Source organism: Pseudoalteromonas aliena SW19 (genome assembly GCF_014905615.1).
Taxonomy (GTDB): domain Bacteria; phylum Pseudomonadota; class Gammaproteobacteria; order Enterobacterales; family Alteromonadaceae; genus Pseudoalteromonas; species Pseudoalteromonas aliena.
The window spans coordinates 176,810-190,269 of record NZ_AQGU01000028.1 but is presented as its reverse complement, the minus strand read 5'-3'; the positions used below and the strand labels follow the sequence as shown (position 1 = coordinate 190,269).

The 13,460-nt window shown below is 38.2% G+C and carries 14 protein-coding genes; 5 read left to right on the top strand and 9 right to left on the bottom strand.

All coding sequences use genetic code 11. The features are described from left to right. Positions 1 to 2: 2 nt before the first annotated feature. Together PALI_RS16075 and PALI_RS16070 are read right to left on the bottom strand one after the other, a co-directional pair. Complete coding sequence (locus tag PALI_RS16075) at positions 3 to 497, bottom strand: transmembrane cytochrome oxidase associated protein (RefSeq protein WP_193156473.1); 495 nt, start codon at positions 495 to 497, stop codon at positions 3 to 5. Then, a complete protein-coding gene (locus PALI_RS16070; RefSeq protein WP_138584725.1) occupies positions 487 to 1,227 on the bottom strand; it encodes an SURF1 family protein in 741 nt (246 codons plus the stop codon). Before PALI_RS16070 ends, PALI_RS16075 begins: the two co-directional genes overlap by 11 nt. Positions 1,228 to 1,241: 14 nt before the next feature. Here PALI_RS16070 and PALI_RS20305 point away from each other — a divergent pair, with 14 nt between their 5' ends. Continuing rightward, a complete protein-coding gene (locus tag PALI_RS20305) occupies positions 1,242 to 1,550 on the top strand; it encodes a DUF2909 family protein (protein WP_138584726.1) in 309 nt (102 codons plus the stop codon). Here the strand turns inward: PALI_RS20305 and PALI_RS16060 are convergent. The 5 genes from PALI_RS16060 to lexA form a co-directional block, all read right to left on the bottom strand. After that, entirely contained in the window at positions 1,453 to 2,328 is an 876-nt protein-coding gene (locus tag PALI_RS16060) for a cytochrome c oxidase subunit 3 (RefSeq protein WP_182701674.1), read from the bottom strand. The genes PALI_RS20305 and PALI_RS16060 overlap by 98 nt on opposite strands. A 35-nt stretch (positions 2,329 to 2,363) precedes the next feature. After that, on the bottom strand, positions 2,364 to 2,894 hold the full coding sequence (locus tag PALI_RS16055) for a cytochrome c oxidase assembly protein (protein ID WP_077536375.1): 531 nt from the start codon (positions 2,892 to 2,894) through the stop codon (positions 2,364 to 2,366). After that, the gene (gene ctaD, locus PALI_RS16050) at positions 2,894 to 4,486 is read right to left on the bottom strand and encodes a cytochrome c oxidase subunit I (protein ID WP_138584728.1); all 1,593 of its coding nucleotides are present in this window, start codon (positions 4,484 to 4,486) and stop codon (positions 2,894 to 2,896) included. Before ctaD ends, PALI_RS16055 begins: the two co-directional genes overlap by 1 nt. After that, entirely contained in the window at positions 4,486 to 5,628 is a 1,143-nt protein-coding gene (coxB, locus tag PALI_RS16045; protein ID WP_138584729.1) for a cytochrome c oxidase subunit II, read from the bottom strand. Before coxB ends, ctaD begins: the two co-directional genes overlap by 1 nt. Before the next feature lie 506 nt (positions 5,629 to 6,134). Beyond that, entirely contained in the window at positions 6,135 to 6,752 is a 618-nt protein-coding gene (gene lexA, locus PALI_RS16040; RefSeq protein ID WP_077536378.1) for a transcriptional repressor LexA, read from the bottom strand. A 297-nt stretch (positions 6,753 to 7,049) separates the two neighbouring features. Here lexA and PALI_RS16035 point away from each other — a divergent pair, with 297 nt between their 5' ends. Beyond that, complete coding sequence (locus tag PALI_RS16035; protein WP_138584730.1) at positions 7,050 to 8,546, top strand: M12 family metallo-peptidase; 1,497 nt, start codon at positions 7,050 to 7,052, stop codon at positions 8,544 to 8,546. A gap of 537 nt (positions 8,547 to 9,083) precedes the next feature. After that, positions 9,084 to 9,524: a PaaI family thioesterase gene (locus tag PALI_RS16030; protein ID WP_193156472.1), complete on the top strand. Its 441-nt coding sequence runs from the start codon at positions 9,084 to 9,086 to the stop codon at positions 9,522 to 9,524. Between the two features lie 10 nt (positions 9,525 to 9,534). On the opposite strand, the gene PALI_RS16025 is transcribed toward PALI_RS16030, so the two are convergent. Then, positions 9,535 to 9,915, bottom strand: coding sequence for a hypothetical protein (locus PALI_RS16025; protein ID WP_193156471.1), 381 nt, complete (start codon positions 9,913 to 9,915; stop codon positions 9,535 to 9,537). 634 nt (positions 9,916 to 10,549) lie between these two features. Between PALI_RS16025 and PALI_RS16020 the strand changes: the two genes are divergently transcribed. Continuing rightward, positions 10,550 to 11,257, top strand: coding sequence for a hypothetical protein (locus tag PALI_RS16020; protein ID WP_193156470.1), 708 nt, complete (start codon positions 10,550 to 10,552; stop codon positions 11,255 to 11,257). A gap of 85 nt (positions 11,258 to 11,342) precedes the next feature. Continuing rightward, a complete protein-coding gene (locus tag PALI_RS16015) occupies positions 11,343 to 11,996 on the top strand; it encodes an endonuclease (RefSeq protein ID WP_193156469.1) in 654 nt (217 codons plus the stop codon). A 277-nt stretch (positions 11,997 to 12,273) separates the two neighbouring features. Here PALI_RS16015 and hmpA read toward each other — a convergent pair whose 3' ends face one another. Continuing rightward, complete coding sequence (hmpA, locus tag PALI_RS16010) at positions 12,274 to 13,455, bottom strand: NO-inducible flavohemoprotein (RefSeq protein ID WP_193156468.1); 1,182 nt, start codon at positions 13,453 to 13,455, stop codon at positions 12,274 to 12,276. Positions 13,456 to 13,460 lie beyond the last annotated feature (5 nt).

The following is a 13,460-nucleotide window of genomic DNA, read 5'->3' as shown; positions in this document are numbered from 1 at the left end:
AGCTAGCTTGAACGTGAATAATTAAGTAGTTTTTTTAAATCTTTTAATAGTCCCTTTTGCACCAAACGATTTTCTTGTGGTTGCGCCTTAAAAGGATATTCCAGCACGACTAACCCCATATGATCGATTAAATACAAACTTGCAGGTTGTAAGCTTTGTTGATCAGCAATAATTTTCCAAGGTGAGTTTTTATCACCAGGGCGCCCCATTATTGCCATATCAACCTTGCCTTGATTTTTACCAAGCGCTACATATAAGTTATTTAGCGCTTCAAGTTGCTCGCTACAAGGTGTATTACATTGACTTGAATAGTTAAGTGCAATAGTCCACTGCTTTGGATTGCTTTGCGACCAGTTTTCAAATTTAATGTTTTCACTTAAAAACTCACCGTGATTAGTAATTGCAGTTGGCAACCAATCAAATTTCAGTGCGCCATATGCCAAAATTAGCGGTATAGCACAACAACCTACAAACAATAAAAGAGGGTTACTTTTCATTATGTGTCCTTTTCTTACTTGCAAAAATAGCGACAACAACACATGCAACAGCAATTAGAAACCACTGCACGGCGTAAGCATTATGTTTTTGAGGACTCATCACTACAGCCTCGTAATGAGGTATAGCAATTTCATCACCACTACCTTGTCGATAAACCATAAAATTAATTAATAATTGCTGGCTTTGAGCACTTAGCATATTCAAATCAATAGATTGGATTCGTGTAGGTAAGTCATTATTTGTAGCTTTATTTTCAAGTGTAAAACCACTGAGGTTATTTTCTTTTATTTGTGCTTTTAGAATAAAATCGCCATTGGGGAGAGTAACTTGTGGCAAAACATCTCTCGATATGGGCGCTTTTATCCACCCCAAATTAACTAAAATCACTTTAGGATCATTATCGGGCTTTAACAAAGCGAGTAAATCGTATCCTACTTGCCCGTTGTAAACTTGGTTATCTAAAAGCCAATAGTGGTTTTGTACAAACTGCCCTTTTAGCTCCACTAATACGCCAGTTTTGTTCCAACTATCAGGCAAGTTAAGTAATTGAGGCCAGTTCATAACGCCACGAGTTTGCAACTCAGCAATGGCAATTAGCTGCTGTTGCTTTTGCTCGCCGCGCTGTAATTGCCAAAAACCTAAGCGCACGCAGACCAACACAACAACCACGACCATACAAAGTGTGATTATTGAACTAAGCTTTTGTTTGTGCCATAAAACTAACTGCATAAAGGGTCAACTCAGTGATTATTAAAATTATTATCGTACTGTTGTTAATATTTATACTTTTTAACTTATTTAGAGCATTATTTATTATGGTCTCTGGGAAAACAGGTGGACGACCCATGTCCCATTTTTTAGGTCGTCGCGTAGTGTTTTCTGTGGTCGTTTTAGTTGTTGTGATTGCAGCACTTAAGCTTGGGTTTATTAAAGCGAATGACTCGCCTATGGCCACTACAGCACATACACAAATACAAATAAGCACAACCACACCACATCTACAAAGTGCCAATACCAAGCAGCAGCCTGAAAAGCAAAGTGCTTATCTTTAGTAAAATGTCCTTTTAGAATGCGTAAAAGTATAACCAATAAAAGTACGGTGCCGAGCGTTACATGCATGCCATGAAAACCCGTCAATAAAAAGAACGTATTACCGTAAACACCGGCATCTAAGGTTAAATTAAGATCATTATATGCATGTATATACTCCTCAACTTGCAGTCCTAAAAAGCAAACCCCCAATAAAACAGTAGCCCCTAAAAATACTTTAAGTGGGGTGCGTTTATTGTTTTCCATCGCAACATGGGCAAAATGCAAAGTAACCGACGAGGTAAGTAGTATTAAGGTATTTATAAGTGGCAAACCTTGCCAACCCATAGCCTGAGTGGTTTCTCCAGCAGGTGTTGAAAGTAAGGGCCAAACAGCTTCAAAGGTAGGCCAAAGCACTTCGTTAGTCATTGCATTATTACCAGCCCCCCCAAGCCATGGAACCGACAGAACCCGCGCATAAAACAGCGCACCAAAAAAAGCCATAAAAAACATAACTTCAGAAAAAATAAACCAGCTCATACCTTGCCTAAAAGAGCGATCCATTTGCGCTGAATACAAACCTTGGTCCGACTCACTAATTACATTTTTAAACCAACTAAACAACATATATAAAAGCACAGCAATTCCGGCATAAAGTAGATAAATACCACCGCCAGATTCTTTTCCAACATCCATAACCGTTAAGCCTGCGCCCACTGCTATAAAAAACAATGCAATAGCACCCACAATGGGCCATGGGCTTTGATCTGGTACATAATAATGCTCATATTTTTGATTCATTTTATTTACTCCTAGTTTTACACTAGTTTAAAAAGCTAGTTATTACTTGCCACTAGCTGTTCACTAATATCAAATACGGTATACGATAAAGTTAATTCTTCTATGTCACTTGGTAATGCAGTATCAACATAAAAAAGTAATTTGAATTCAAGTTCTTCACCTGCTTTTAACGGTTGTTGATCGAAACAAAAACAAGCAATTTTATGTAAATACTTTGCCGCTTTACCTGGTGAAACAGAAGGTACAGCCTGCATTACCTTATCTAGCTCGCTGTTATTTTTAGCGCTAAAAAACACTTCACGCATTGCACCGGGCTTTACCACAACGCTGTATTCTTTTGATTTAACTTCGAACGGCGCACCGCTTTGAGCATGCGTAGTAAAGCTAACGCCAACTTCACGATTTTGTATTATTTGTGTACTTTGCTTTGCTTGCTCTAGCGAAGGCTTGCCATTGAGCCCTGTTACGTCGCAAAACACGTCGTATAAGGGCACTAAGGCAAATGCAAATGCAAACATACCCACGCAAATTAATATCAAGCGCTTAAGTAGCGGTGCGTGTGTCATTACTTTATTTCCGGAGGTGTAGAAAAAGTATGATACGGGGCTGGTGAGTCAACTTCCCACTCAAGCCCTTCTGCCCCATCCCATACTTTTGCAGGTACTTTATCGCCACCACGAGCACATTTAATTACAACAGCCACAAACAGCAATTGCGATAAGCCAAAGGCAAAACCACCAATACTTATGATTGCGTTAAAATCGGCAAATTGCAGTGCATAATCAGGAATACGACGCGGCATACCAGCAAGTCCTACAAAGTGCATAGGAAAAAACAGTACATTGACGCTCACCAGTGATAACCAAAAATGCCATTTAGCTAAGGTGATATTAAACATATTGCCCGTCCACTTAGGCAGCCAATAATAAGCGCCCGCCATAATCGAGAATATCGCACCGGTTACTAATACATAGTGAAAATGCGCTACAACAAAGTAAGTATCGTGATATTGAAAATCAGCAGGTGTAATGGCTAACATCAACCCAGAAAAGCCACCTAGGGTAAACAATACAATAAAGGCAATACTAAATAGCATGGGTACCTCAAAACTTATTGAACCCTTCCACATAGTGGCAACCCAGTTAAATACTTTGACCCCAGTGGGCACAGATATAAGCATTGTGGCGTACATAAAAAACAATTCACCTGCTACAGGCATCCCCGTGGTAAACATATGATGCGCCCAAACAATAAAGCTCAGCAGCGCAATCGAGGATGTGGCATACACCATAGAGGCATAACCAAAGAGTTTTTTACGCGAGAAAGTAGGCACTATGGTCGATATAATACCGAACGCTGGCAAAATCATGATGTACACTTCTGGGTGACCAAAAAACCAGAAAATATGCTGAAACATCACCGGATCACCGCCACCTGCGGCATCAAAAAAGCTGGTCGCAAAGTACTTATCGGTAAGCACCATAGTTACAGCCCCTGCAAGTACGGGCATTACCGCAATTAATAAAAAGGCAGTAATTAACCATGTCCATACAAATAGGGGAAGCTTCATCCATGTCATGCCTGGAGCACGTAAATTAACTATGGTGACAATGACATTAATAGCCCCCATAATTGAACTTATTCCCATTATATGTACGGCAAATACAAACAACGCCGTATTGTCATTACTGTAAGTTGTAGAGAGCGGAGCATAAAAAGTCCAGCCAAATGCAGGACCACCACCGGGCATAAATAACGATGCTAATAAAATTAAAAACGCAAACGGTAAAATCCAAAAACTCCAGTTATTCATTCTTGGTAGTGCCATATCAGGTGCACCAATCATCAGCGGCACCATCCAATTGGCAAGGCCAGTAAAGGCTGGCATTACTGCACCAAATACCATAATTAAACCGTGTACGGTGGTCATTTGATTAAAAAAGTGGGGATCAACCAACTGTAAACCTGGTTGAAATAATTCAGCCCTAATCACCATGGCCATTGCGCCACCAATTAAAAACATGGTCAGCGAAAATATTAAATATAAACTACCTATATCTTTATGATTGGTTGTATAAAGCCAGCGTTTAAATCCTTTTGCAGGGTGATGTGCATGATGCGCTTCATCGGCGTTAGGTTGTTCTACTATGCTACTCATTAGTTCGCCTCCACTTTGGCATCAAGTGCTGTCTGTATTTGACTCGGCTGAATAACATCACCCGTATCGTTACCCCATGCATTACGCTTATAAGTAATAACTGCTGCTAATTGCTTTATAGATAACTGTTTTGCAAAGGCTTGCATTGCAGTGCCTGGGCGGCCATGAATAATTATATCAATGTGATCTTTAATATCCCCTAATACAATTGGACTCCCTTTAAGTGCAGGAAATACACCTGGTAATCCCATGCCCGTAGGCTGATGGCACGCTGCACAATTAGCCATATATACTTGTTCACCCAAAGTCATTAACTCATCTTTAGGTAACGTTTGATCAAGCAGTGCGGCATCTGCCAGCGCAGCTTTCTGCTTAGCCTGCTTTGCATCTACCAACCAGGTTTTAAAATCGGATTCTGATTTTGCAACTACAACCACAGGCATAAAACCATGATCTTTACCGCACAGCTCAGCGCATTGACCCCGGTAAATCCCTTCTTCGTTTATATTGGTCCATGTTTCGTTTATAAACCCAGGATTTGCGTCTTTTTTGACGGCAAAATCGGGCACCCACCACGAGTGAATAACATCGTCTGAGGTCATTAAAAAACGTACTTTTTGGTTTATAGGCAGTACCAGTGGTTTATCTACCTCAAGTAAATAGTTAGGGTTTTTCTGTGCAAGATTAGCAATTTCGTCTTGAGGAGTAGAAAGCATTGAGTAAAACTCAACGTCTTCACCCATGTATTCGTAATGCCATTTCCATTGCGATCCTGTAATTTTAATAGTGAGATCAGCCTTACTGGCATCTTCCATTGCAATTAGAGTTTTAGTGGCCGGTATAGCCATAGCAATTAAAATAACAAACGGAATAGCAGTCCAAAGTATTTCTACTTTCGTGCTTTCGTGAAATTGAGCAGGCACTGCTCCTTTAGATTTGCGGTGATGAATGAGTGCCCAAAACATAATGGCAAACACGATTACCCCAATCACACAACATATGAAAAATATAGTCATGTGCAGCTGATAAACATTATTACTTATATCAGTTACGCCTTTACGCATATTAAATTGGCTATTTGCCAACACTTGCTGCGGAAAAACAAACAGTATAAGCCACAAGGTAGAGCTCAATTTACCCATGTGACGACTCCTTTGATGCTGTTGCGAGTGCAAAGCGAAGAGGCATACGGCTTAAACGCCAATTCGTTATTTTTATTTTTGTATTAATACCCTCGTCCTTATTAAACAATAGGTATTACACTGCGCTAACCAAGGTTTTATTGTAAATATGTGTATTCTCAAAACTAAAAACAATGAGTTACTGTTAGCCCAGCCCATTAATAATTAGCTAAAGATTAACCAACAAGCAAGTTTTAGTATGAAAATTAAACAAATGATATTAACGGATTAGCAAAAAAACATGTCACTTTTAAAATTTTAAAATGATGCGAACTGAGTTTTGATAGGGGTTACAAATAACATAAGGGGATAAAAGAGGAGTGCAATAAAAATTATTTAGTAAGGAGCCTTGTAACTAAAAATGCGTACTAAAAAGCACGCATTTATAAAATCAGTAATTTAACACTGCATTAAATTAGTGAGTTATTTAATGCGCTAGAATGATCATGTTTTTACTAAAATTGGTATTACATCCAATCAGCGTTACGAATAACCCCAACAGCCAAACCTTCAATATTAAAAGATTCGTTTTCTAAATCGACTTCAATTGCTGAAAAATCATCATTTTCAGCATGCAGCAGTACTTTTCGACCTGCTTTTTCAAAGCGCTTTACAGTTACATCATCATCAACACGTGCAACTACAACTTGCCCATTTTCAGCAACTTGAGTTTTATGCACCGCCAATAAGTCGCCATCCATAATACCTATATCTTTCATGCTCATACCGTTAACACGCAGTAAAAAATCGGCAGCAGGTTTAAACATTAATGGATCAATTTTACAATGACTTTCAACATGCTCTTGCGCCAAAATAGGCTCACCGGCCGCTACTCGGCCAATTAGAGGCAAACCTAATTGCTCAGGTTCTTCTTCTTCAACAAGTTGAATACCTCGGCTTGCGCCTGGCTTCATTTTAATAACACCTTTTTTTGCAAGTGCTTTTAGATGCTCTTCTGCAGCATTGGCACTTTTAAAACCTAGTGTTTGTGCAATCTCTGCACGTGTAGGGGGCATACCAGTGTCTTTAATAAAAACTTTAACTAATTCGAGTATTTGAGCTTGGCGCTTCGTTAATGGTCGCATATAACTGGTTTTCCATACAGTACATTTAACTGTGAGTATATACAGTTAAATAAAAATCGCAAATTTAAATTAAGCTAAACAAACTATGCGATTACCAGCTAATAGCGTTTGTTTTTCATAATTAATAAATCCCCTTTCACACTTACAAAAACAAAATCTGGTTACATAAATTAAACAAGTGTATTTTTATATTTACAATAATAGTCATATTAAACACACCTCAATGTTAATGGGTTGAAAACAGCTTATTAACATGTACACTTTATAAGAACAAAATAAATTCAAAAGGATTATCAAATGAAAAAATACTCACCATTATTTATTGGCCTACTGTTCAGTGGTTATACGCACGCTCAAGTTCCACTTTTTGAAGTTCAATACTCTAACATTTCACAAAGCATGACTGCACAAGCAAGTACTCAATCTCAATTTGGGCAACCACTTTTTGAACTAAGCAGCAACACAGATGCTTTTTTCTTACCTATTAAAGGTAATAATATTGAGTTTATTAAAAGCACAACAAGCTCATCAGCAACAGGTAGTCTAATTTGGGTTGGTAAAAGCTTAGATGGTGACGAAGTTACACTCATCAAATCGGAAAAAGGGATTTCTGGTACGGTAAAAGTAGGCGAACATGTTTACAAATTACAACCAAATAAACACTCTGGTCATAACTTCATTGAACTGGATCCAGCAAAACAACCTGCTGAGCATGCACCCGATTATAAGCAATCTAGCAATAGCAACATAGCTTCAATCAGTGAGCAAATTTTAACGGCACAAAATTACCAAACAGCAATGGCTAGCAATGCACAAAGCGATATTAGCTTATTAGTTTTATATACGCCTGCAGCTGCGCAAAAATCGGGGGATATAAATAGCTTAATTGATCTTGCTGTTGTCGAGACCAACCAAGGTTATCAAAACTCAGGCGTTAACGCTGTTGTTAGCGTAGCTCATGTAAGCCAAATTAATTACACTGAAGCTACAAACTCAGGGACTGATTTAAACCGCTTAGCCGCTAAAAATGATGGCTATATGGATGAAGCCCATACATTACGCGATCAATACGGTGCTGATGTAGTCATATTAGTGAATGATGTAAACGGCTACTGTGGTCAGGCAAAAGCCATTGGTGCAAATGCGAATAGCGCTTTTGCTATGGTCGATTATGACTGTGCAACGGGTTATTACTCTTTTGGTCATGAAATTGGACATTTACAAGGCGCTCGTCATAACCCTGAAAACGATCCATCAACATCTCCATATTCATTTGGACATGGCTATCAGCAACCTCAATCGCAATGGCGTTCAGTAATGGCGTATAATTGCACCAATAATTGTACCCGCATTAATTACTGGTCGAACCCAAACAAATCATACAATGGTGATGTAATGGGAACTTTAGCAGAACATGACAATGCAAGAGTATTAAATTTAACAAATCCAACTATTGCAAACTTTAGATCTTCAACCCCCCCGCCAACAAATGATAATGTACTACAAAATAATCAACCGATTACAGTTAGTGGCGCTAGAAATAGCGAACAGTTGTTTACTTTTGCAGTGCCAAATGGGGCGACGCAAGTTACATTCACAACCTCAGGTGGTAGTGGTGATGTTGATCTACATGTAAAATACAACGCAATTGCATCGAGTAATAACTTTGATTGCCGTCCTTATAAAAACGGAAATAGCGAAAGTTGTAGCGATACTCGTACTGGTAATTACTCTATTATGCTCAAAGGTTTTAATGCCTTTAATAATGTAGAACTAGTCGCTAGTTACCAATAAAAAATATAGCTAATGTAAGCAAGCGTCAAGGTATGGCGACTTGCTTATACCAATTTTATTAAAAACATGATCATTAATTTAATGCAATTGGTATTAAACTTAGTTTAAAGCAAATTCACATTTTACAAATGTCACTCACTTCGCTTAATTATAAATCGCCATTACTCAGCTTTATAATCACCCTTTTTACGAATAACAACATTATCTAAAGTTGTTAATGGCTGTTTCGCACGACAAACATTCAATTTAGCCTTATGATAATCTTAAATTTATGAAAATTTAAACGATATTTTAAGTAGCCTGAACTCTGGTTAAGATATTTACTAATATATTGAATCATAGTGATATTTAAATTTATTTTTCTCTAGCCAGAGATTTTCAGTGAAAACAAGGCAAACTTGCGCGTCAATAGCTGGCCTATTGCAAGTAAGTTCAACGTAGTTAGCGCTGAAAATAGCAGCTTGAGATAGATTTATTATCCAGATCTCAGGTTAAGTAACCTGAACTCTGGTTAAATACCAATTAGAAGGAGCGGTTATGAGTATTTGGTATCAACCTATTACTTTAGAGTTTTGCAAACAACTAGACGAAGGCATTAGTGGCCAAGGCACACTCATGAAAACCATGGGCATTGAAATATCTGAAATTGGTGAAGACTATTTAGTAGCAACCATGCCAGCCATACCTGAGCACCACAATCCAATGGGTATGGTACATGGCGGCGCCAATGTAGTGCTTGCCGAAACGGTAGCAAGTTATGCAGCTAACTTTGTAGTCGACTTCACTAAGTTTTATTGTGTTGGGCAAGAAATTAGCGCCAGTCATTTAAAAGCATCTCGCAACGGTACTTTAACAGCCACAGCAAAAGCATTTCATATAGGTAAGCGTAGCTCGGTTTGGGAGATAAAAATTACCAACAGCCGCAATGAGCTGTGCTGCGTATCAAAAATGACCGCAGCAGTGGTGGACCGAAGATAATTAGTTGGTATTATTTTTCAATTGGATAAATTGTAATTTCCATACCTGCACCAATCGCAGATATACGCAATAATGTATCTGCGTCTAAAGCTTGATTAAAACATTTAGGCGTGCTGCCTGATTCAAAACCAATATCAAACGTTCTACGCGAGCAGCTTAACCACTGCTTTAACGCATTACGCGAACACGATTCAATAAGCTCACATAAGTGATTTATTGCTTTATCTGGAGTACTTACTTCACCTGTCGCTTCAATACGTGCTAAATGACGGTATTCGTCTTTGTCATGATGTAAAATCGTAGCGACCTTTTTTAGATCTGCCACAAGCACACTAATATCTTGCTTTGACTCAAGCTCTAGATCTACATTTAAAAATTGAATTTCCGACATCGTTTCGTATTTATCCTCTAATGATTACATTGCAAACTTTAACGCAGTTTCCCTTTTATACCAAATCAACTATGCAGTATTCGCTATTTTATATAGTGAGTAGCTACTTTAAATGTTTATTAGCAGTTTATTCTTCCTTTTAGTACATACCTTTTGATTTTTTAGCCTCAACTCAACATCTAAAAATATCGAACATGTGCTTACAATAATAATTAAAAATAGCCATTAATTAGGGCATGTTGACCTTTGTGGATTAAATTTGTTCAAATTAGGGGCGATTCAATCGCGGCGCGAGGTTTGTAGCCTAGTGGGCTAAGTAAAAACCGAGCAACAAAGAGTTAATCGTCCCTAGAAAGAACCCAAAGGGCAGCGCATGTTTGGTATTTATGCTGCGTTATCGCCTATTTATGGGGAATAACCACACATCATAGGCTCTGCCTTACTTAAATACCAAGCACACTGCTGCAAAATCAATCACGACAGGTCAATACGCCCTAAGAAGAACTCTATTTTTTAACGGTTACTATAGCTATATTTTAGATTGTTTTATAAACATAAACTGCGACATTATGTCGCAGTTATTTACCGTTGCAGTATATTAAACTAGCCAACAACAATAATAAGATAGAAGCACATGAAAAAAACATTTAAGCCCGCTCGAAAACTACATAAATGGCTCGGTTATTTACTCGCATTACAAATTTTAGCTTGGCTATTAGGCGGCTTAGTCATGAGTGCCATCCCTCTTGAAAAAGTTCATGGTAAACATCTAGCAACACGCACTCTAAATAATCCATTTACGCAAACTGATTATGTTGCATCACTTGACAACATTACATCTCAGGTAAAAAATCCAACACAAATTATCTTTGAAAATTTTTTAACAACCCCTCTTATTACCGTCATCAGCAAAAGTGAACCACACAGCTTTAACGGCATAACAGGTCGCCCTTTTGAAGCGCCAACTAAAATACAAATTACCGAAAATGCCAAGGCTCACCTACTCATTAATGCCGAACCAATGAGCACAATCTTTTTAAAACAAGGCTCAAGAGAAGTAGGCTATAAAAAAGATATCTGGCAAGTACAATTTAACGATACCTTTAACACAACACTGTATTTATCAGCCAATAACGGTAAAGTTGTTACCATTCGCAGCACAATATGGCGAATATTTGACTTTTTTTGGATGTTACACATTATGGATTACGATCAGCGAGAAGACTTTAATAACCCACTGCTGATTAGCTTTTCGGCAACCAGCGTACTTTTTTGCCTAAGTGGGGTTATGTTATTGATACAAAGCTTCAGGGTTAAACGATTAACACGTATTAGAAACTAAAATAACACCTTAATTTTTATAGTCTTTAAGTTTTACCTTCAAAGCTTTAGACTATCAGCTCCTGTAGTTCACGTATGTGATGGATATGACCCGATTTATTCTGGCCTTATTGGCTTGTTTTCTGTGCGCTTCGGTATCAGGCGAACAATTTACTCGCTTTTCAACGGCTAAAAAACATTTAATTAAAACCCTACCTAAAGACGCTAAAAGTATTTATTGCGGTTGTGATATTAAAAAGCAAGGCAAAAAACTTGTTCCCGATCCCACTAATTGTGGCTATGTTCCTCGAAATACACTTACCCGCTCAGGTAAAGTAAACGTGCGAGCGTTACGTATTGAATGGGAGCATATTGTGCCAGCGTGGGAGTTTGGCCATCAGCTACAATGCTGGCAAGATGGCGGGCGTAAAAACTGCCGAAAAGTAAGTGCTAAGTTTAGACAAATGGAAGCCGATATAAACAACTTAGCACCCGCTATTGGCGAGATTAATGCAGATCGCTCTAATTATCGTTTTGGTATGCTTAATGAAAAAGCAACGCAATATGGCCGTTGCGAAGTAAAAGTAAACTTTAAACAGCGTGTGATCGAGCCACCTGTTGATGCACGTAAACGCATAGCCGATACCTACGCCTATATGCAAAAAACATACGGTTTAAAAATATCAGATAAGCAAAAAAAGCTATTTAATGCTTGGCAACAACAGGCTTTTGCGGCGCAAGGCGATACTAAAAAATTATAGTTAACCTGAACTCTGGTTAGTTAGTTTAATTGCGCACTACTCAAAAAGTTTTATAGTGCGCAATTAAGTTAGTGAGTTAAATAATTATCTAATACCAATCTGCTTATACATGCGGTCTATTTAACGTTAAGAAAATTACGCTAGAACTAGGCAAAAATTTTTGTATCTAGTTGTTCTAAATAAAAAATTTTTAACGACGTTATAGTGCAATTCAATTCGTTAAATTGATTAAAGGTTTATGCAGTTTGGTATAAAATATGCCCACTTTTAAACGGTATTATAAGTCTTGATGCGGACCAAATACTTCATAATGGATATGCTCGTTTTTAACACCTAACTCAAGCAATTGATTTTTTATAAATGCCATGAACCCCGCAGGGCCACACAAGTAAAAGTCGCCATTCGTTAATGGTAATTGTGTTTGTACTGCGTTTAAATTCATCAGCCCTATAAAGTCAGCGCCCTCAACGGCTTGATTAAACCACGTCATTGTTTGTAGACGGTTATATACTGCATTTAGTCCATTCAAATATTTTGCAAACGAATGCTGCTGAGTATTTTCACATGCATGTAAATACATAATATCTTGATTAGAGTTATCACTTAATAACGTTTCAAGCATGGCAAGCATAGGCGTTTGCCCAACACCTGCTGAAATAAGTACCGCAGGGTTTGTATTGTTACGCAAAAAGAAGTCACCCGCGGGTGGATATAACTCAACAATAGCGCCCAGCTCTAGTGCGTGTAAATGATTAGACACCATGCCAAGCTTTGGTTGTAGCTCTTTTTTAACACTAATACGATAGTTTTTAGCATTGCTTTTTTGTGAAATAGAATACTGACGTATTTCTTCATATTCGGCGCCCTCTGGTTTAACTTTAATACCTAAATATTGCCCTGGCTTGTGTGTGATAACCGCCTCACCGTCAACTGGCGTAAGTATAAAACTCGTAACAAGCTCAGATTCAACCTGCTTGTTGGTTATTTTAAACTCACGAGTACCTGCCCAGCCGCCGTACTTATTTTTACTGTGCGCATATAAAGCCGCTTCTTCAGTTATACAAATATCAGCAAGTAGTGCGTATGCTTCACGCCACGCGTACTCTACATCGGGAGTAAACTGTTCGGGAATAAGCTCTTTTAGTGTGCCAATTAAATGCGCACCTACAATTGGGTAATGTTCAGGTAAAATATTTAAGCTCGTGTGCTTATGGTTAATACGTGCCAGTGCTTCTTTTAATACGGCTAAATTATCAATGTTTTGCGCGTACGCTGCGAGTGCATTAAAAAGTGCAAATTGCTGACGACCCGTATCTTGATTCGCCATATTAAAAATATTTTTAAGCTCTGGATTATGACTAAACATGCGCTTATAAAAATGATCGGTAACAACCGTACCCGCCTGCGCTAATAACGGAACAGTGCTTTTTACAATCTCAATGGTTTTATCAGATAACATAGTGT